Annotated in this window: 17 protein-coding genes and 1 pseudogene; 6 read left to right on the top strand and 12 right to left on the bottom strand. The window is 42.5% G+C overall.

What is annotated here, in order from left to right:
• Positions 1-235: 235 nt before the first annotated feature.
• Entirely contained in the window at positions 236-1,507 is a 1,272-nt protein-coding gene (locus ACM0OW_RS13395; protein WP_414550595.1) for a dihydrolipoamide acetyltransferase family protein, read from the top strand.
• Between the two features lie 86 nt (positions 1,508-1,593).
• Here the strand turns inward: ACM0OW_RS13395 and ACM0OW_RS13390 are convergent, their stop codons facing one another.
• Complete coding sequence (locus ACM0OW_RS13390) at positions 1,594-3,156, bottom strand: cation:proton antiporter (protein ID WP_414550594.1); 1,563 nt, start codon at positions 3,154-3,156, stop codon at positions 1,594-1,596.
• Positions 3,157-3,495: 339 nt separating this feature from the next.
• Here ACM0OW_RS13390 and ACM0OW_RS13385 point away from each other — a divergent pair, with 339 nt between their 5' ends.
• Both ACM0OW_RS13385 and ACM0OW_RS13380 read left to right on the top strand, forming a co-directional pair.
• On the top strand, positions 3,496-5,214 hold the full coding sequence (locus ACM0OW_RS13385) for a protein kinase domain-containing protein (RefSeq protein WP_414550593.1): 1,719 nt from the start codon (positions 3,496-3,498) through the stop codon (positions 5,212-5,214).
• A gap of 96 nt (positions 5,215-5,310) precedes the next feature.
• The gene (locus ACM0OW_RS13380) at positions 5,311-7,044 is read left to right on the top strand and encodes a serine/threonine protein kinase (RefSeq protein WP_414550592.1); all 1,734 of its coding nucleotides are present in this window, start codon (positions 5,311-5,313) and stop codon (positions 7,042-7,044) included.
• Between the two features lie 9 nt (positions 7,045-7,053).
• Here the strand turns inward: ACM0OW_RS13380 and ACM0OW_RS13375 are convergent, their stop codons facing one another.
• Positions 7,054-7,275 carry a type II toxin-antitoxin system HicA family toxin gene (locus ACM0OW_RS13375; RefSeq protein ID WP_414550591.1) on the bottom strand — a complete coding sequence of 74 codons (222 nt, stop codon included), beginning with the start codon at positions 7,273-7,275 and terminating at the stop codon, positions 7,054-7,056.
• A complete protein-coding gene (locus tag ACM0OW_RS13370; RefSeq protein WP_271933455.1) occupies positions 7,272-7,502 on the bottom strand; it encodes a type II toxin-antitoxin system HicB family antitoxin in 231 nt (76 codons plus the stop codon). Before ACM0OW_RS13370 ends, ACM0OW_RS13375 begins: the two co-directional genes overlap by 4 nt.
• A 121-nt stretch (positions 7,503-7,623) precedes the next feature.
• On the opposite strand from ACM0OW_RS13370, the pseudogene ACM0OW_RS13365 reads away from it, so the two are divergent.
• Positions 7,624-8,121, top strand: a pseudogene (locus ACM0OW_RS13365) (FAD-dependent oxidoreductase); the annotation flags it as partial.
• A 190-nt stretch (positions 8,122-8,311) separates the two neighbouring features.
• On the opposite strand, the gene ACM0OW_RS13360 reads toward ACM0OW_RS13365, so the two are convergent.
• The 8 genes from ACM0OW_RS13360 to ACM0OW_RS13325 form a co-directional block, all read right to left on the bottom strand.
• On the bottom strand, positions 8,312-9,304 hold the full coding sequence (locus tag ACM0OW_RS13360) for a metal ABC transporter solute-binding protein, Zn/Mn family (RefSeq protein WP_414550590.1): 993 nt from the start codon (positions 9,302-9,304) through the stop codon (positions 8,312-8,314).
• A gap of 268 nt (positions 9,305-9,572) precedes the next feature.
• A complete protein-coding gene (locus tag ACM0OW_RS13355; protein ID WP_414550655.1) occupies positions 9,573-9,806 on the bottom strand; it encodes an SCO5389 family protein in 234 nt (77 codons plus the stop codon).
• Positions 9,807-9,818: 12 nt separating this feature from the next.
• Complete coding sequence (locus ACM0OW_RS13350; protein WP_414550589.1) at positions 9,819-10,088, bottom strand: hypothetical protein; 270 nt, start codon at positions 10,086-10,088, stop codon at positions 9,819-9,821.
• 77 nt (positions 10,089-10,165) lie between these two features.
• Positions 10,166-11,227, bottom strand: a complete 1,062-nt coding sequence (locus ACM0OW_RS13345; protein ID WP_414550588.1) for a WD40 repeat domain-containing protein — start codon at positions 11,225-11,227, stop codon at positions 10,166-10,168.
• Between the two features lie 121 nt (positions 11,228-11,348).
• Positions 11,349-12,320 carry a CobW family GTP-binding protein gene (locus tag ACM0OW_RS13340; RefSeq protein ID WP_414550587.1) on the bottom strand — a complete coding sequence of 324 codons (972 nt, stop codon included), beginning with the start codon at positions 12,318-12,320 and terminating at the stop codon, positions 11,349-11,351.
• 438 nt (positions 12,321-12,758) lie between these two features.
• Positions 12,759-13,664, bottom strand: a complete 906-nt coding sequence (locus ACM0OW_RS13335) for an alpha/beta fold hydrolase (protein ID WP_414550586.1) — start codon at positions 13,662-13,664, stop codon at positions 12,759-12,761.
• Positions 13,665-14,244: 580 nt separating this feature from the next.
• The gene (locus ACM0OW_RS13330) at positions 14,245-15,030 is read right to left on the bottom strand and encodes a circadian clock KaiB family protein (protein WP_414550585.1); all 786 of its coding nucleotides are present in this window, start codon (positions 15,028-15,030) and stop codon (positions 14,245-14,247) included.
• Positions 15,031-15,198: 168 nt separating this feature from the next.
• Positions 15,199-16,473 carry a type IV pilus twitching motility protein PilT gene (locus ACM0OW_RS13325; protein WP_414550584.1) on the bottom strand — a complete coding sequence of 425 codons (1,275 nt, stop codon included), beginning with the start codon at positions 16,471-16,473 and terminating at the stop codon, positions 15,199-15,201.
• Between the two features lie 675 nt (positions 16,474-17,148).
• On the opposite strand from ACM0OW_RS13325, the gene ACM0OW_RS13320 reads away from it, so the two are divergent.
• Entirely contained in the window at positions 17,149-17,523 is a 375-nt protein-coding gene (locus tag ACM0OW_RS13320; protein ID WP_414550583.1) for a hypothetical protein, read from the top strand.
• Positions 17,524-17,774: 251 nt separating this feature from the next.
• Positions 17,775-18,881: a non-hydrolyzing UDP-N-acetylglucosamine 2-epimerase gene (gene wecB / locus ACM0OW_RS13315; protein ID WP_414550582.1), complete on the top strand. Its 1,107-nt coding sequence runs from the start codon at positions 17,775-17,777 to the stop codon at positions 18,879-18,881.
• Here wecB and ACM0OW_RS13310 read toward each other — a convergent pair.
• Positions 18,878-19,717: a peptidoglycan-binding protein gene (locus tag ACM0OW_RS13310; RefSeq protein WP_414550581.1), complete on the bottom strand. Its 840-nt coding sequence runs from the start codon at positions 19,715-19,717 to the stop codon at positions 18,878-18,880. The two genes, wecB and ACM0OW_RS13310, sit on opposite strands and share 4 nt — an antisense overlap.
• Positions 19,718-19,736: the final 19 nt, after the last annotated feature.

Here is a 19,736-nt window from a genome sequence, read left to right as displayed (position 1 = left end):
CAGTCAAGAGACTTAATTTGGTTTGATTTTTCTATTTTATGCCTTGTTTACTGATAACTGTTCACTGTTGACTGCATTAATAATCAGCTTTGGTGGCGGGTCTAAATCCCCCACCATTCGCTTTGGTCACTAATAACTGATCACTGTTCACTGATTTAAATCTTCTCGGCCAAGATACAATTTAATCTGGCAAAAGCTGTTAAAGTCCATAAACCATTGATTCTGATACCACTTTATGAGCATTCACGAAGTATTTATGCCGGCGCTGAGTTCCACCATGACCGAAGGAAAAATCGTTTCCTGGGTGAAATCGCCAGGCGATAAAGTGGAAAAAGGCGAAACCGTGGTGGTGGTAGAGTCAGATAAGGCAGATATGGATGTGGAAACCTTCTATGAAGGATATCTTGCCCATATCATAGTACAAGCTGGTGATACTGCACCTGTAGGGTCGGCGATCGCCTACGTAGTCGAAACAGAAGCCGAAATCGCCACCGCCAAGAATTTGGCTAACTCCGGTTCAGCTGCGTCCACCCCAACCCCAACCCCCGAACCAGTTGCAGCCACCGCCTCAGTGGGAACACCTGCCTTGGCGACTCAAAACGGGTCTAACCACCGGGAAGGAAGACTAGTAGTTTCACCCCGCGCCCGCAAATTAGCCAAAGAACTCAAAGTTGATTTAACTACTCTCCAAGGTAGTGGCCCCTATGGTCGCATCGTTGCCGAAGATGTAGAATCATCTGTGAATAAAGGCCAGCCAGCCGCCGCTACCCCAGCACCAAAACCCACCTACACTCCAGCACCCGCACCCGCACCCGCATTAGTACCAGTTGTTCCTGGTCAAACAGTGCCGTTCACAACCTTCCAGCAAGCTGTAGTGCGGAACATGGTAGCTAGTCTAGCTGTACCAGTTTTCCGTGTGGGTTACACAATTACCACTGATGGCTTAGATAAACTTTACAAACAAATTAAATCCAAAGGCGTAACCATGACAGCGCTATTGGCTAAAGCCGTAGCGGTGACATTACAAAAACATCCATTATTAAATGCCAGTTATTCAGAACAGGGAATTGTTTCTCATTCTGGGATCAACATTGCCATAGCCGTAGCAATGGATGATGGCGGATTAATTACACCAGTTTTGCAAAATGCAGACATGGTAGATATTTATTCTCTCTCCCGGACGTGGAAAAATTTAGTAGAACGTGCTAAATCCAAACAACTCCAACCCGAAGAATACAACAGTGGTACATTTACTTTGTCGAACTTAGGGATGTTTGGCGTAGACACATTTGATGCTATTTTACCCCCTGGACAAGGCTCAATTTTAGCCATTGGTGGATCTCGTCCGCAAGTAGTAGCCACAGGCGACGGTTTATTTGGCGTGCGCCAACAAATGCAAGTAAACATTACCTGTGACCACCGGATTATTTACGGTGCTGACGCTGCGGCGTTCTTAAAAGATTTAGCAAAATTGATTGAAACCGATGCTCAATCTTTAACAATGTAGTTAAGAAAAAACCTCAAAGAAGAGGTAGGGAAAAGAGAGCAAGGGGGAGTTTTAAACAAAATAGCACTTATTCCCTTGCCTCTTCTTCAACTGTCCCCGTGATCCCAAACATCTTCCAGCATTGGGGCTAGTTCCGTATTTAACCGACCAGCGCGGACAAACTCTGCATAAGTGTCTGCTTCAATAGCCAAAAGTTCTTCCCGGAACTGTTCAGTGATAAAGTTGCGTACATTGGGATATTCAACCTGTAACTTATCAATTTTGATTTGCAGATTTTCCATCTCCCCTTTAATCAGTGTTTCTTGATAACGGTAAAACTCAGGGTCAATACCTAGACGGTTATCTGACTGGAGATGCTGCAAAACACGTTCTAAAGCCACATGACGGGTAGCCAGTTCTGAATATCGATCACGTAGAGGTGTATCACCCAAAAGATTCAGTTTCTGCAACAAAGGTTTAATACTTAATCCTTGGACGAGTAGAGTAAATAAAACTACTCCAAACACCGTAGCAATAATTTTTTCTCGTTCTGGCAGTCCTATGGGTACACTTAAGGCTAAGGCAATAGAAACAGAACCGCGTACCCCACCCCACCATAAAATAGTCTGTTCAGATAAAGGGATTTGAGATTGGGTAATCGCAGCACTCAAATTGCTGAGAAGATAAATAGCCACAGCCCGCATCAAAATCATGGCTACTATTGTAATCCCAATGATTTGCAGATTCTCGCCCAAAACAGCAAAGCGAATTTGGTCGCCAATCAATAAAAAGACAATTGAGTTCACAAAAAATGCTAAAAAATCCCAAAATTCTGAAACAATCACCCTAGTACGGGGATTCATACCGACGCGAGAACCAAAGTTACCTAAAATTAAGCCTGTGGTGACAACTCCAATTACTCCAGACCCACCCAACTCTTCAATAATTAGGTACGTACCGTAAGCAGAAACCAGAGTTAAAGACTGTTCCACCATTGGTAAATCAAAGCGCTGGGTGAGATAAGAAATACCAAAACCAATTAATCCACCCACTGCTACGCCGATACCAACGACTATTCCCAGTTGTAACAAAATTGGCTGGACACCCAATTCGGCATTTCCCAAAGATAGCGCCACCATAAAACCAAAGGCCACCACCGCCATGCCATCATTAAATAAGCTTTCGCCTTCCATCATGGTGGTGAGATTTTTACCCACGCCCAACTCGCGGAATAAAGCAGTCACAGAAACCGGGTCAGTAGCAGATAAACTAGCGCCAATCAGCAAAGCCGTACTTAAAGATATGCCCGCTAGTTGATTTAAACCAAAGGCGATGCCTGCAATGGAAATTACTACCCCTAAAACTGCATACAAGCAAATTGTCACCAAATTGCGTTTTAACTCCGCCCAGCGCAAATTCCAGGCAGCTTCAAACAATAACGGCGGCAAAAAGATGAACAGAATTAATTCTGGGGAAAGGGTAACAAGGCGGACATCAATAAAGGCCAACCCTAAGCCCACAATTACGAGGAGTAATGTATAGGGGATGTGGCGAAACCAACTAAATATCTGCGGTAACGTCGCCACCCCTAAAGATACAGAAAGTACCAAAAGAAATTGCTTGAGATTAGTGGTGATAATTTGTTCACCAATTGCTGATTCCATCATCATACGTAAACTTTAGTATAGTTTTGCACTTATTTTTATCTATCGGAGAAGAGGAAGTTAGTCAGGTGGACGCAACTCGCCTTTGTCAACCTACACCTTTATATGAAAATTTCTCCCCAAAGTATAGCAAAGTGCTAAGTACTGTAAAGCCCTGCGGGCATAGCTGTGCTGAGAGCGATCGCAATGACATTGTGTCAAACTACTTAATAATACTGCTTGATCCACCCCTCAAACATCGCAGGTTAATTGCTCAATACGGTCAGTTTGAGGAACGTCTGCTCAAGCCATGATGAAAAAGCTCAATATGCTAAATTAATCACATCAACTTGCTAGTAGCAGACTATGAGCTATCCAGACTTTTCTCCACAAGGTTATCAGGTCATCAACGAACTGGGACGGAATCGCGAAGGGGGGAGAATTGCATGGTTAGCGACAGACCTGAAGACAAGTCAACAGGTAGTAGTTAAGCAGTTCTGTTTTGCTCAAATTGGTTCAAACTGGTCAGCGTATAAAGAACACGAGCGAGAAATTCAAGTCTTACAAGGACTAAATCATCCAGGGATTCCCAAATGTTTGGGTGCATTTGAAACCCCGGATGGCTTTTGTTTAATCCAAGAATACAAAAACGCTCCAAATTTAGCAGTTGGGCGTAGCTTTGACCCGGAAGAAATCAAACAAATAGCTGTTAAAGCCTTAGAGATATTAGTTTATTTGCAAAATCGGATTCCTCCGGTGATCCATCGAGATATTAAACCAGAAAATATCTTAGTGGATGAGCAAATCAATGTCTATTTAATTGACTTTGGCATGAGTCGCATTGGTAGCCAGGAACTAGCTGCTAGTAGTGTATTTAATGGTACACCTGGCTTTATTCCACCCGAACAAATACGTAAACCAACGGTAGGATCTGACCTGTATGGTTTGGGTGCTACGCTGATTTGTCTACTCACTGGGACAAAATCAACGCAGATGTACAATTTAACTGATGATGATGACCCTTATGTGATTAATTTTCGTTATTTATTACCTCGGTTAAGTTCACACTTTCTCAACTGGTTAGAGTTAATGGTAAAACCTCGACTCAAAGAACGTTTTACTGATGCACAAACAGCTTTAGATATGTTGAAACCTCTTGATTTAATCCGTGTCCCAGAAGTTAAATTGAGTCAATCAATACTAGTGTTTGAAGCAACTAAGTTAGGTGAACAGATGAAACAACCGATTGAGGTTGTTAATACCATCTCTGGTACAGTGCTACAAGGTAAATGGCAAGTTGCACACCATCCTCAAGACCCACCTCATACCCCAGTTTCTCACCCTTGGATTGTGATAGAACCTGCTAAATTTAGCCGCAATGATACTGTATGTACTGTCTTGTTAGATACTAGCAAATTGATGGCAGATAAGTTATATAAACGCCAGCTAATATTGCGTACTAATGCTGACCCAGAAGTTTACAGTTTAACTGTGCAAGTACAGACGGCTCCTTTACCGATAGAAAGGGATACAATGCCTGACGCTGATCTTCTTTACGTATTTTTGCCCTGTGCTGTTGTATCTCTATTCTTCTCTTGGGCTATAGCTATTGGTGGAGCGGAGACTGTGATTACGGCTGTAAGTGGGGCGATGATTGGGGTAGCGATGGGGGGGGCGATGGGGGCTGGAAGTGCTGCGCGTGTAGGTGCTAGTCAGGCGGTGGGTGTGGCTGCATTCTTGGCTGTGATTGGGTCGGTAATTGGGGCGGTAATTGGGGCGGCGAGTGTAAATTTTGCCAGTGCAGGGTCTGTTTTCGGGGCTATGCTAGTGGCTGTGATTGGAACTGTAATTGGTTCGATGAATGCTAAGATTAGGTCAATTCCTATACAATTGCTGTTACTCACGGCAGGATTAGGAATCAGCTTCGGAATTGGTGTTATCTTCGGAGTTTTCAATCCCTACATTTTTTTAGCAATAGCAGGAACTGGATTACCTTTAGCAACAATGCTGCTTTATCCACGGTTTGAACGACGCAAGTTAATTGCTCAATACCGCCAGTCTGAAAATCGTCTCATCAAACCATAAATGAAGGTCAATCACAGTATACCGACACTTTTCTGAAATCCTTTTGAAAAAGCTCTATGTGCTAAATTAGTCACATTAACTTGGTGCTACCCAACTATGAACTATCCAGACTTTTCCCCACAAGGCTATCAAGTCATCAGCGAACTGGGACGGAATCGCGAAGGGGGAAGAATTGCATGGTTAGCAACAGATTTAAAGACAAGTCAACAAGTAGTAGTCAAGCAGTTCTGTTTTGCTCAAGTTGGTTCAAATTGGTCAGCTTATAAAGAACATGAGCGAGAAATTCAAGTTCTACAGGGACTCAATCATCCAGGGATTCCCAAATATTTAGGTGTATTGGAAACAACCGATGGCTTTTGTTTAATTCAAGAATACAAAAACGCCCCGAATTTAGCAGTTCAACGCAGCTTTGACCCGGAAGAAATTAAACAAATAGCCGTCAAAGCTTTAGAAATATTAGTATATTTACAAAATCGGATTCCTCCGGTGATCCATCGAGATATTAAACCAGAAAATATCTTAGTGGATGAGCAATTCAATGTTTATCTGATTGACTTTGGCATGAGTCGCATTGGTAGCCAAGAACTAGCTGCTAGTAGTCTATTTAATGGGACACCTGGTTTTATTCCGCCCGAACAAATACGTAAGCCAACGGTAGGATCTGATCTATATGGTTTGGGTGCTACGCTGATTTGTCTGCTGACTGGGACAAAATCAACGCAGATGCAAAATTTAAGTGATGATGATGACCCTTATGTGATTAATTTTCGTCATTTGTTGCCTAAATTAAGCCTGCGCTTTCTCGACTGGTTGGAGTTGATGGTGAAACCTCGATTCAAGGAACGTTTTGCTGATGCACAAACAGCTTCAGATGCGTTAAAACAGCTTGATTTGGTACGTGTACCGGGAGTTGAGTTGAGTACATCGTTGCTGGAGTTCACAGCAACGCGGTTAGGTGAAAGGCTAAGGCAAATTATTACAGTTGAGAACCCGATACCAGATACGATGCTCGAAGGTAAATGGGAAGTCGCGCCTCATCCCCAAGACCCACCCCATACCCCAGATTCTCACCCGTGGATTACTGTACAACCTCCTCAGTTTAGCCGTCATCATACTCAATGTAATGTGCAAGTGGATACTAGCAAGTTGATGGCGGACAAGCTGTATAAACGTCAGTTACTATTGCGTACCAATGCTGATCCAGCAGTTTACTCTTTAACTGTGCAAGTCCAGACAGCGCCTCTGCCAATTGAAAAGCGAAAAGTCCCTTATACTCAATTTGCTGTCATATTCTTAGTTTTTGCGGTGGTATCTATAACTATATCTTGGGCTATAGCTGTGGGTGGGGATGGGGCTTTGATGGTAGCTTTTGTGGGGGCTTTTGTGGGGGCTGTGGGTGGGGCTGCTGGTGGGGCTGTGGGTGGGGCTGGGGCTACGCGTGGGGCTGCGAGTGGGGCTGTTATGGGGGCTATAGCTGTGGGTGGGGCTGGGGCTGTTATGGTGGCTATGCTTAAGGCTGGGGCTGGTGCTGGGGGTGTGGCTATGAGTGGGGCTGTTATGGTGGCTATGGGTTGGGCTGTTATAGTGGCTAAAAATATGATTTACACTTTTGAGCATAAGTCAATTGTTCGACGGTTGCTGCTACTCACAGCAGGATTAGGAATCAGCTTCGGAATTGGTTGTATAGTCGGACTGTTCAACCCCTACATTTTATTAGTACTAGCAGGAATGGGTTTACCCTTAGCAACTATGCTGCTTTATCCACCCCTCCAACGTCGCAGGTTAATTGCTCAATACCGTAAGTCTGAAGAACGTCTCATCAAACCATGAGTATTTACTTTACAGTAGTTCCACAAATTCCTCAACGGACAAGCCAGCTTGACGAATAATTGTACGTAAAGCGCCTCGATCTAGCTCTTTATGATCTGGTACAGTGATTGTGGTTTTAGGTTGATCACGAACTAAAATAATATGACTGCCACGCTGTGGAATCACAATAAAGCTGATTGTTTCAAGTGCCTTGATACAATCTGATCCTGATATCACAGGCAGCTTACTCATACCAGTACGACTTCAATTGTATCAGAGGGAACAGGTTCGCCCCGGTCTTGCAGAACTTCAATGTAGAGTGCAATTGCTTCTTCAATGTTCGCCAAGGCTTCCTCTCTTGTTTTCCCTTGACTAATGCAACCAGGTAAACTGGGTACTTCTACCACAAAGTAACCATCTTCACCAGGATATAACAGCACTTGGCGCTTAAATTCGGCTTGAGATTTTGCAACTGTCATTACTCAACACCTACTCAATTACTTCCTCAAATCTTAGCACTCATCTTGTATTGGCGACTTGCTGTGAAATAACATATAGAGCTATCATGATAATGATTATCACTGTATTTAAAAGATTTATTACCTGAAAGCATTTTTTGCTGAGTCTGATTACCAAAAGCGCTGGGAAATGATTCAGCAAGCCCGAAATGGTGGTTCGATGACTCAGGCGATCGCTATGCAGTTGCGTCGGGCTGTGCGTCATGGTAATTTGATCATGGATGAATATTGCCAAATTGAAAAAGCGCAATGGTTAGAGGATCATTGGCAAGTCCAATGTAATAACGGCGGTGAGTACGAATGTGAACGGATATGGCTATGTACTGGCAATAAATTTGATGTCACGGCTGAACCATTATTAACAGAAATCTTAGAAACTTACCCGATTTCCATAGTCAACGGCTTACCAATTTTGGATGATTATCTGCGTTGGTCTGGTTGTGAATTATTTATTACGGGTGGGTTATCGGCTTTGCAGGTGGGACCGACAGCGCGGAATTTATCAGGCGCGAGAATGGCTAGTGAGAAAATCGTCCAGGCAATTATCAAGTCAAAAATGGCTTATGCGACTTCCCGCTAACCTGAAAGCTCAGAAAAATTAAAGATGGTGCGTTAGCCTACTGGCGTGGCAAGCTTAAAATATTGCAAAAAAATTGTAGGTTGGGTTGACGTAAGGAAACCCAACATTATTGGTCGCGTTGGGTTGCGCTGCGCTTAACCCAACCTACGTCTCATGCACTATTTTAGCCTTGTCACGCCACTACTACTTTTCATTGAGCAGCTTTTGGGGCAAAGATTAAGTAAGTTCCTCCCAACCCTTCGACAATTGTGCGGGTATTAGCAACCATCAGCTTTTGATAGGTATCAGCTTCGCTTCCTGGTTCACTCAGTCCATTAGTATATAGTGGTCTTCTTGATACTCTCACATTCGCTTCTGTAGCCACAGGTTGAATTAATTCGGAGTTAATTGTGGTCTCAGCAAAAATTGTGGGTACTTGCGCTTGCTGAATAGTTCTCGCCCAATTTTTGACTTGTGTATCTGTGATATTTCCCCCACCACTGACACCGTTTAACCCGACTACTAAAGGAATTTTGTAGGCTGTGGCATAATAATTTAATATATTACTCGTTGTAACTAATTTGCGTTGATTATCAGGAATAGTATCTACTCTTGATTTTATCCAACTATCGAGTTGAGTTAGTTGATTTTTAATTCCTGTGGCATTACTACTATATAATGTAGCGTTATCAGGTTGTAATTTTCCTAAGTTGTTGCTAATTACCTCTACCATCCTGATCGCGTTTTGAGGATTGTGCCAAATATGAGGGTTAGGTAAATTTTGACCAGATACCTGAAATTGCTGTGGTTGAGTCACCGCAAGTTGATTTACAGCTATTTTGGGGGCAGAATTTTGACTTTCGGCAACTATTTTGCTCAATTCTGGGTTTAAATTGTAGCCACTATACAGAATTATATTAGCTTGTGCGATCGCTTCCCGGTCTTCTGGTTTGGGTTGATAGAGGTAAGTGTCATTACCGGGAGAAGCCAAGCAAATCAGGTTAATTGTATTTTCAGCTATCTGTCTAGTTAAGTCACAAAGTACAGTTGTAGTGGCGACAACACGGGGGAGATTTTCGTCTATTGTTGTGGTTGTCTGAGTGAATGAAGTGCTGGCTGCTTGATTTCCACAGCCAATAAATGCAACTGTGAAGAGGGCTAATGTTGCTCGTAAGTAATTATTTAATGGTATTTCTTTTAGCATCTTTAACTCATCAGTAATGTATGAAAGTGCTGAAAATTTTAAAATAGTAGATGTGCTGATTATGGTGATTATTACTCATAACAATGAATCTAAGGCAATTGTAACCCTAGATTAAAAAGTTTGGATATACAAGCGTAACAAAATCAGCAAATTAGTCTGAATATGAAGACTTAAATTAATTTATTGGATAGTAATCCTAATTCAGCTATGAACAGGAAGATCCCCGACTTTTTAAAAAAGTCGGGGATCTAAGCTTCTTGATATTGGTTTAACAGTCTACTAATTCTGGGGTTTGATTAAGAATTTGACTTTGAATTGACATAAATCCTTGATAAGCGGAAGAATTTAATTTATCTGGGTGAAAAGCAGCGACATTATGACAGTTTTGAAATGCCAATTTTATCCCTAAATAACGCTCAACTGCTCCCCAAATAGCATCTCCACCCATCATTTGCAATAATTGAGCGCGTTCCTTCTCACTTAGTGGTGGTACAGCAGTGATAACTGATAACTGTTAACTGATAACTGGTAATTGCCCTTGCAACAATTCAAATTTAGACTGAAAACAAGTGGCGCAATTGCAACCAAGTTGATCCAGAATTGGATTAGATGTTCTGGTAGCATGAAGCGTTGCTAATTCGCTAATAGGTTGGGTAGATGCTACCGAAATCATTTGTGTAGCAAATGCAGGATTAAGACTGGATGCCTGTGCAGGAGTTGCTACCAGTAGTATAGAGGTAAGAAATACAGGACAGGCAAGCAAAGTCATTTTGGCTATGTTCATAATTCACAGATAAATACTATTTCTGATACAGCATAGCCAATTAATTGACTGTCTTCAACCTGTATGATTATGTACTTTTAACTACGCCCGAATCCTTGACCTCGTAGCACCTTAGACCAAACGAGTAATTCGCCTTTGTCACCACCTGCGGCGAGGAATTTACCTTGAGGATGCCAAGCTAGGCTAGAAAATCCGCCGGAAACACCTGTCAGCACTTGGGTTACTTGTTTAGCTTTGTTCCACAAACACAGCCAGCCATCACTAGCGGCGGAAGCGAGAAGGAAGCTGTTAGGAGCAAAGGCGATCGCAGTGATAATATCAACGTGATTCGTTAAAATTCGGGCTTCCCAACCCAAAGATTCATCCTCTAGCTTTTCCCAAACTACGATACCTTCAACGCTGGAAGATGCCAAAATTGGCGCACCCAGTTTAGTAGTAGCTTCTGACCATGCTAATTTACGGATTTTACCAGGAAAGCCACGCATCACCCAAGGATCGGGATTGTTCCATTCTAAAACAGTGATACTGCGATCCATGTTGCCAGAAGCCAGGAATTTGCCATCGGGAGACCAAGCCATCGCGATACTGACACTAGGCATATCTAGAATATACGGTTCCTGATCCCAGTTTTGGCTATCCCAAACCTTAACTCCCTGATAGCCACCAATAGCTAAATACTGTCCATCGCTACGCCAATCAAGCCCCAATACTGAGGATTTATCAAAATTCAGGGTGACAACAACTTCCCTAGAATCAGCATCCCATACTTGGACGTAACGCCCTAAACTAAAAGCTAGTTGGTTACTGGTAGGACTCCACGCTAACTGATCAACCCATGCAGGGGCGTTTTCTAATGTGGCAATTAATTCAGTATCCTGCCAGATTTTCACCTGTCCATCCTGTCCACCAACGGCTAAAAACTTGCCATCTGGGGAAAAAGCCACACAGTCTACTGATGCACCGTTACCAGTTTGTAAAGTTGTCAGATTGTCATCATGCCACAGTACAACGTCACCAGCTGCGGAAGTTGCTCCTAAAGTTTTACCATGCGGCGACCAAGCGATCGCAGTCACATAATCTGAAAGCGTCGTTGAATAGTGTTCTTCAAATTCCTTAGTTTTGCTAGCTGTGGGATTCATAATCTGTGCAGATGTAAAAGAGAATAGGGAATTTTCCTTGTAGAGACGCGATTCATCGCGTCTTCCTCAAGTGTTCAATCGCGTCTTCTTATACCAAGTATTCATCGCGTCTTCTTATAATTCAAACGAAACAAGCCAGAAAATCCTGCTTCAATTGGGCTTCATCAAGATTACGACCAATAAAGACCAATTCATTCTTGCGAGTTTCATTTGCTTTCCAAGGGCGGTCAGGTTTACCATCTAATATCATGTGAACACCTTGGAACACATATCGATTATCTTCCCCAGCAATATTTAAAATCCCTTTCATGCGGAAGATATCTGGCCCTTGAGTCTGCAATAATTCCGAAAGCCAAGCGTTGAGTTTCTGCCCATCGAGTTCGCCACTTTCTACCAAAGCTACAGAATAAACTTGTTCATCATGTTGGTGAGCATCTTCACCCAAGAAATCTGGGTCAATTTCCAAGGCACGGGCTAAGTCAAAGGCTTTCACACCCAACAAAGCATCCATTCCTAGTTGCGCGTTTTCGGTGGGGTAAATTTTAGCGATCGCATTCATACTCCGAATCCGCTTTTCTAATTCCTGTAACTGTTCTGGTGTTACCAAATCAGTTTTATTCAGCAGAATCACATCAGCAAAGGCAATCTGTTCTTGTGCTTCGTCTGCATCCCAGTGTTGCCAAATATGCTTGGCATCCACAACAGTTACTACTGCATCTAAAGACAGAAGACTTTGCATATCTTCATCGACAAAAAATGTTTGAATTACTGGGGCTGGGTCAGCTAAACCAGTAGTTTCAATTACTAAATGGTCAAACTTATCTCGCCGCTTCATCAAATTACCAACAATCCGAATTAAATCACCCCGCACTGTACAGCAAATACAGCCATTATTCATCTCAAAAATTTCTTCATCCGCATCAATAATCAATTGATTATCAATACCCACTTCCCCAAATTCATTCACAATTACAGCTACTTTTTTGCCGTGTTCGTATGTGAGAATGTGGTTTAGCAGTGTGGTTTTGCCCGCACCCAGGTAGCCTGTCAAGACAGTTACAGGGACTGTATTCGTAATTTCTTCAGTCAACATAGTCTCAATGCCTTTTTTTGATAGTTGAGATAATCATTACCACCCATAATAATTCTTTTTATATGTTTGTGGTGAATTTACTGTAATTGGTTTGAAGAGGTCAACCCAGTGCTTCATCAAAAGTCAGTTTTGTACTGATACATCTGCAATAAGTAGTAAATATTAACGCCGTTGAGTTGAAAGTAACAGCATTTTTTAACAATTCCTTAATTGACAACACAAGAATAATAATCATTACCATAAACAGGGATTCTACTCATTTAGTGAAACATGACAGTTTCCAATAACACGGACATTGTTGATTGCTGAAAGCCTTGATGTAGGGGTGGGTATGGCTACGCCACGCAAGCTATGACAGATATGTTCAATTACCAATAAAATTTTAATAAACCCGCCCCTACTTGGTTTCTACTGTTTCTGGGTGCAGAATCAGGCTTTTCAGCTTAACAAAAAATCTTGTACGGCTGTGAATACAATCTCTGGGTATTCTTCATGTAGTCCCAGGGAACCAGGAACGATGACGCTTCTCACTTCTGGTAATGCGGCTAAAGCGTTCATTTCTTGTCGCGATTTGGGCGGACTGGATTCCCCAATTACTACCATCAGGGGTATAGACAAAGATTGCACAAGTGAGAGAAAATCAGACTGCTCTCGTATAGCGTCAAGATTACCCGTGACAAAAGCCGCAGAAGCAAATCTAGCCCCTGGTTTTTGCGTGGTTTGCCATTTTTTTTCCATGAAACTGGGTGTAAGTTTAGCGTCGTCGCTAAAAACATGACGGCGATACATCCAAGTTAAAAATGATGGTGTGGTGTTGAGTTTGTACAGGGCTTGTCCTACTATAGGCGATCGCACTAATCCTTTGACCATATCTGCTATCTGTGGACTCGCTCCCATAGTTGGTAACGGACCTCGCCAAGTGGGTGCTAGTAACAAAATTCGCGTAAAAACATCGGGCTGCTTTACAGCTAGTTTTAAGACATAACTAGAAGCATGACCAGCCGCTACCACACTAATGGGACTATTAAACACAGTTTTGACAAAATCTTCTAAAAACTGCTGATATATTTCTGGTCGATAATTTAAACTAGGGCGAGAAGATTGTCCAAATCCCGGCCAGTCCACTGCTGTAACTTGAAAGTGGGGAGCTAGTAATTTGGCTAATTCACCCATTTCTGCACGCATGGAAACGCTACTGAAGGCGGGTAGTAGTAAGAGGGGTGAACCTGTCCCGATAGTTTCATAAATCACCCTTAATGGTTGGTTTTCCCAACTCCAGGTATATTCTTGAACTGCTCCACCAAATCCTAAAGGATCATAGGTTGATAGTAAATTGGTTGACATAAGGTTCAATCAGAATTGTGAACTTTACAAGAATAATTGTGGCTTACTGGCGTGCTTTCCGCCCTAAAATTTTTAGTTATAGGTATTTTCAGGTAAATAGACCACCCGCTAGGGGCGCAAGGCCTTGCGCCCTGACCGAAGAGGCGGAGGGGCTTTTTAGCAGGGGGAGCAATCCCTGCCCAGTAGCCGTGAAGCGGAGCGGAACATGGGTACAAGCCCCGCCCTTCTAGCAGGGCTGTTTCGTTCCCTAAAAGGGTTAAAATTGCAAGGGTCAAACAGATAAAAATTGAGGGCAAATCCACAATCAGGACAAAAAATTTTGGTGTCTTTAGCCCAAAATACCTGATTTTTCTTTGCGACTTTGCGCCTTTGCGTGAGATTATCCTCTTGACAAATCTCCAACACAAGCGAATGAAACAGCCCCGCCCTTCTAGGGCGCTCTTACTGGGACTTGTACAAACTCCGTCTCAGTTTTCCCCCTTGCTCCCTGCCCTCCCCTGCTTCTTTTGACGACAGATGTGATTCAAATACGTGAAAACGGAAACAGTTACAGTATTTAGAACATCCTTCATCAGAAAGATTAAATTTTTTCCTTAGCACCCAACATCTGTAAAAGTTTATCGACATTATCAATATCCCCAACAATCCGCCTAATTGGTTGCGGCCAAACCTTAACCAGAGTCGGAGTTGCCGAAACTTGGTCAATTTCCGCTTGTTCAGGATTCGTTAAAACATCAATCACCTTCATTGTGTAAGGATACCCCAGCGATCGCTCTAAAAGTCCGTGCAGGTTCTGGAGAATACGCTCAGTGTTTGCACTATGTCCAGCCACAAACAGACGTAAGACATAACACTCTGCTTGCAACTGTAGCTTTTGCGTAGGTATAACCGGGGGATAATACTTTGGTTTCGCTTGAGAACAGTCCAAATCCACAATTAAATCATGGTCTTCCCACAGTTGGGGAAAAGTCGAGCGATAAGTACTTAATACCATGCGATCGCACAAACCCTCCTGCCAAGGTGCGGTTTGCCAAACTAAATCCGTGCCAAAAATAGCGTTAAGTACAGCCTGATGACGAATCACAGCCGGATATGCTTCTGCAAAAGTGCGGACTTGGTGGGTTTGTGGATCTAACCAGTGGTCAATAGTTGCAGTATAACAAGGGACTAAAAAGTGTGGTGGTTCTGGTAAATCTAAAATTTCCTGCAAAACAGCACACAAATGCAAATGCCATCGACCCTGCTTGTTAGGGTCGATGCAGTAAATTAAATCTCCTCCTGGTGTAAAAAGGGCAATACCTTTAAACAATTGGGGTTTAGATAGTTTATCTGTGATCAAGTCAGTTACAGGGTTGAGAGAAAACAAAAATCAAAAAATTTATTTTTCACCCCCTATTCTATAGCAACCGCCAAGGAGCTTAGAACATTGTTGATTCTTGAAAGCCTTGATGTAGGGGCGGGTTTACTAAGAATTTCGACGAACCACAGACTGACCGCTTAAACCCGCCCCTACGCACTCAACACTGTGCTATAGCTAAACTCGTCCGCGAAGAAACTGCGCCATTTCGTTAGGAGTCGGCGACATTTCCAAAGCCGTTTCTTCCGTGATCCGGCCTTCGTGGTAGAGATTGAGCAAAGATTGATTCATCGTAATCATACCATCAAAGCTAGCTTGCTTCATCAGTTCAGTAATTTCATCATACTTACCATCTTTGATCCATTCTTTAATAGCCTCAGTATTAATTAAGATGTCATGGAATGCCGCCCGTTTACCATCAGTTGTCCGGCATAAACCTTGAGCCACCACGGATACTAAAGACTCGGAAATTCCTACCCGGATGGGATCTTGTTCTTCCCCTGAGTAAAGATTGAGAATCCGTTCAATGGTTTTCACCGCACTATTGGTGTGTAGGGTTCCCATAACCAAGTGACCAGTTTGAGCCGCTTTCAGGGCAGTATTCACGGTTTCTTTATCCCGCATTTCCCCCACCAGAATCAAATCTGGATCTTCCCGTAAAGCTGCTTTTAAAGCATTATCAAATTGCCGGGTGTGCATTCCTACTTCCCGTTGCTTAATCAGGGATTTGCGGCTTTCGTGGACAAATTCAATAGGATCTTCAATGGTGATGATATGTTTAGCCATCTCTCTATTGATGTAGTCAATCATCGCCGCCATTGTCGTCGATTTACCAGAACCAGTTGGCCCCGTAACTAAAATCAAGCCTTTGTGGTAGTGGCAAATATCCCGCAAAATTGGTGGTAATCTCAACTGTTCCATCGACAAGATTTTTAGAGGAATTAACCTCAACACCATTGCATAGCCTCTGAGGGAGTCAAAAATATTAATCCGCACACGGGCGAAGTCATATTGAGTTGCACCATCAAATTCGAGATTGTCTTGAAACTGCTTAATTTCTAACTCTGTCAACACCTCCTGCAACCAACTAATAAATGTCTCTCGATCTGTTGGTGGATAATCTGTTGACTGAATTTCTCCTCGGTTGCGGAAACGAGGGATTTCACCTACTCCCAAATGAACATCAGAATATCCTAAGTCATAAGCTTGTCTAATAATCTGCGCTAAACTCAGACCCGGACTACTACTTTTGGCTGTTACAGCAGAAGTAGGTATAGATATCGGCATCGGTGGGGGATTACCCGGACGATGGTTGGTGGAACTCCGATTAGTCGCTGACATATCCAACGTTTGTGTAGACTGGCGTTGGGTAGATGGTGGTGGTGGTGGTGGTGGCGGTACATTCCGGGGCGGAACAGTATTTGAATTTGATGGAACCTGTGATTCTGTCATATAACTTTAAAATTTGGAATTGATCAACCGAAATCTGGGGAAAATCTCTTGTGGCTACTCTGAATAACGTGGAAAGTTTACTCAGAACCGCAATGCAGCAATCCTTGACATGGGATTTTTCATACTTGTATATTTTCAGTCAATTTTTCTTGAATTTCATTTCCAGAGAATATTTTCTATTTTTTCTCATATATAACTGTTTAACACACTACATCTATGCAAGTCCTACAGTAAATACAACTATAAATAAAAGTATCTCTATACACTACTTTTGATAACCTAGCCTTTTTTGTATCAAGCATAGACGTAAATAAATAACACCAATAGCGAGGATAAATTTTCAGCCTGATATGAGAATTATGAGAATAGAAGGTAAAAATTATAAGAAATGTTAAGTAAAACCGAATTAATTAGTAGGAAACGCATTTGCACAACAAAGCCCTATTCCCCTCTATTCCTGAAGATAGATGCCACAAACTCGCTCATAAATTAAGTGTGAAGTTGACGTTACATTCACAGGGAAAAAAAATCAAATGTAAACTTTAGTAAATAAATGCTCATTTTATGAAAAGGGTTTTATATACTGAAACTTCAATTGAACGATTCAGTTAACTCGTTAAAAACGATATATGACTGAGATAAAAACCTTGCTGTATATTTTTGGGAGGAAAAGTCATGGTTTCGGCTCAAAGCTCTAATCTAGGAAAGACCTACTCCTTGATGATGATCAAAAGTTTTTTGATTTGGACTTTCACATTGGCAGTGTGCTTGCTGGTTGTCGGTTTTCCATTAGTCTTTGTAATGGCTACGGTCGGATGCTTGTTGTCAATTGTGTTGCAATCTGTAATGCCTGCTAGTGCAGTTTTGCTCGTATCAGGCGGTTTAATCATGTTTAATGTCTTGGCAGTCATGATTGCTGCTGGCGTGTTGACTTTTAGAGGTGTACACCCAAACGAAGTCAAGTGGTTGAGTTGGTTAAATGGAGAAACTGAACAAATGCAGACTTCTGTATATGCTGCTTGTCCTTTAACTTGTGACATAGAGGTATAGTTCATCCTGCTTAATTCGACAAACAGAGCATCTGCCCGGTTAAGCCGGGTTTTTTCATTTTTGGTGCGCCATCAGAATCCCGCTATCTTCAAGATACCGGGATTTTAAAACTGGAAATTTTCATAGGATTGCTATAGTTTGTAGTAGACATCTGGTGACAAAGTAGAGATGTTTCGTGAAACGCCTTTACAAGGTTCTGAAAAAAGGTTTGAAGTGCAACAGCCACATACTAGATATTTTCGTTATAAAAAATGACTATTAAAAAGAAAATTTGCATTATTTTGGGGACAAGACCGGAAGCAATTAAACTGGCTCCAGTCATTCAGATATTTCAACAGTCGCCCAAATTTGATTTGCAGGTAATTTTAACTGGACAACATCGCGAGATGGTTGAGCAGGTGATGCAGTTATTCCACCTGAAGGCTGATGATGATTTAGAAATTATGCAGCCGCAGCAAAGTTTAAATGATATTACTTGCCGCAGCTTACAAGGTTTAGAAGCATTATTCCAAAAAAGTCAGCCGGATTTAGTCATAGTCCAGGGAGACACTACCACAGCTTTTGCCGCAGCTTTGGCAGCTTTTTATCAAAAAATCCCCGTTGGTCATGTAGAAGCTGGGTTAAGAACTGATGACTTATTTAATCCATATCCAGAAGAAGCAAATCGGCGGCTAATTTCTCAACTGACTCAGTTGCATTTTGCGCCAACTCCGTGGGCGGCGGAGAACTTACAGCGTTCTGGGGTTTTGGGAGAAATTCATCTCACAGGTAATACTGTGATTGATGCACTATTAAATGTAGCTGCAACTAAACCCGCTTGTAATGTACCCGGTTTAGATTGGAATTCGTATCGCACCTTGTTAGCCACAGTCCATCGGCGGGAAAATTGGGGAGAACCATTACAAGCGATCGCTCAAGCATTTTTACAGATATTAAATAAGTTTTCTGATACAGCCTTACTGTTACCATTACACCGTAATCCCACAGTAAGACAACCATTACAGACGCTTTTAGGAAATCATCCGCGTATCTTTTTGATTGAGCCGTTAGATTATAGCGAACTAGTGGGGGCTATTGAGCGATCGCATTTCCTTTTAACTGATTCTGGTGGTTTGCAAGAAGAAGCCCCTAGCCTGGGAAAACCAGTGTTGGTTCTCAGAGATACGACAGAAAGGCCAGAGGCTGTAACTGCTGGTACAGCTAAACTTGTGGGAACTACAACCCAAAACATTGTTCAATCTGCGGGTGAGTTGCTAAGTAACCCCAACGCCTATCAAGCAATGGCAAACGCCATAAATCCCTATGGAGATGGTCACTCCGCCGAACGCATCTTAGAAATTGTGCAAAATTATTTTTAAGTTCTAAAAATTGCACTGCGAGTTTGGGGGCCAACAATGCCATCAACAAGTAAGTTATTCCGAGCCTGAAACTCTCTGACTACGCGAGTTGTGGTCGGTCCATAATATCCCGTAGGTTGGACATTTAAAGCTCTTTGAACTTCCGTCACGGCCGCACCGCGAGATCCCCGACTCAAAAGAACTTGCCCACCAGTACCGGCTTGGTTGCCATTCCTAAAAATGGCATTGCGAGTTTGAGGGCCAACAATGCCATCAACACGTAAATTATTTCGAGCCTGAAATGCTCTAACTACGCGAGTTGTAGTCGGGCCATAATACCCAGTTTGTTGTACACCCAAAGCTCTTTGAACTTCCGTCACAGCCGCACCACGAGATCCCAAACCCAGAATCACTGTCCCACCTGTACCATTATTCGGGGTGACAGGGCGATTATTTGGTGTGCTACCCACCCATCTCGCCGAAACGAATCTATTTTGAGACAGTCGAGCGAAACCATTGATAATTTCCGTAGTCCTTATTTGAGTACCATTAGGGATACATTCCAAAGTTCGGGAGTTGAGGTTAGCATCTTCACGGACACGTAAACAACTACCGTTAGTTCTTACATAAGATGTGGAAGCTGACTGAGCGTGGGTAACAGTAGCAAAAAGTAAACTAATGCCAGCGAAAGCTAACCAAGCAGAAGATTTGAGAAAATTTAGCCAGTGGAATTTGAATTTCGGCAGATGTTCTGCTTTGGCTGCAACTATCGCAGCAGGCTGAAAGAGTTTTTTCCACTCAAGCTGAAAGTTAGGAAGATTGTATTCAATATTTTCATTCCCTTCCTCATTGGCCATAGAGATATGAGAATAAGCC

It is taken from the genome of Anabaena sp. CCY 0017 (assembly GCF_963920885.1).
In the GTDB taxonomy this organism is placed as follows: domain Bacteria; phylum Cyanobacteriota; class Cyanobacteriia; order Cyanobacteriales; family Nostocaceae; genus Nodularia.
Note: the sequence above shows the minus strand (reverse complement) of the source record. Positions and strands in the feature narration are given on the sequence as shown.

Coding starts and splice junctions, on each gene's coding strand:
- ACM0OW_RS13395 (WP_414550595.1), top strand. CDS start 236: ATGAGCATTCACGAAGTATTTATGCCGGCGCTGAGTTCCACCATGACC.
- ACM0OW_RS13390 (WP_414550594.1), bottom strand. CDS start 3,156: ATGATGATGGAATCAGCAATTGGTGAACAAATTATCACCACTAATCTC.
- ACM0OW_RS13385 (WP_414550593.1), top strand. CDS start 3,496: ATGAGCTATCCAGACTTTTCTCCACAAGGTTATCAGGTCATCAACGAA.
- ACM0OW_RS13380 (WP_414550592.1), top strand. CDS start 5,311: ATGAACTATCCAGACTTTTCCCCACAAGGCTATCAAGTCATCAGCGAA.
- ACM0OW_RS13375 (WP_414550591.1), bottom strand. CDS start 7,275: ATGAGTAAGCTGCCTGTGATATCAGGATCAGATTGTATCAAGGCACTT.
- ACM0OW_RS13370 (WP_271933455.1), bottom strand. CDS start 7,502: ATGACAGTTGCAAAATCTCAAGCCGAATTTAAGCGCCAAGTGCTGTTA.
- ACM0OW_RS13360 (WP_414550590.1), bottom strand. CDS start 9,304: ATGCTAAAAGAAATACCATTAAATAATTACTTACGAGCAACATTAGCC.
- ACM0OW_RS13350 (WP_414550589.1), bottom strand. CDS start 10,088: ATGAACATAGCCAAAATGACTTTGCTTGCCTGTCCTGTATTTCTTACC.
- ACM0OW_RS13345 (WP_414550588.1), bottom strand. CDS start 11,227: ATGAATCCCACAGCTAGCAAAACTAAGGAATTTGAAGAACACTATTCA.
- ACM0OW_RS13340 (WP_414550587.1), bottom strand. CDS start 12,320: ATGTTGACTGAAGAAATTACGAATACAGTCCCTGTAACTGTCTTGACA.
- ACM0OW_RS13335 (WP_414550586.1), bottom strand. CDS start 13,664: ATGTCAACCAATTTACTATCAACCTATGATCCTTTAGGATTTGGTGGA.
- ACM0OW_RS13325 (WP_414550584.1), bottom strand. CDS start 16,473: ATGACAGAATCACAGGTTCCATCAAATTCAAATACTGTTCCGCCCCGG.
- ACM0OW_RS13320 (WP_414550583.1), top strand. CDS start 17,149: ATGGTTTCGGCTCAAAGCTCTAATCTAGGAAAGACCTACTCCTTGATG.
- wecB (WP_414550582.1), top strand. CDS start 17,775: ATGACTATTAAAAAGAAAATTTGCATTATTTTGGGGACAAGACCGGAA.
- ACM0OW_RS13310 (WP_414550581.1), bottom strand. CDS start 19,717: ATGGCCAATGAGGAAGGGAATGAAAATATTGAATACAATCTTCCTAAC.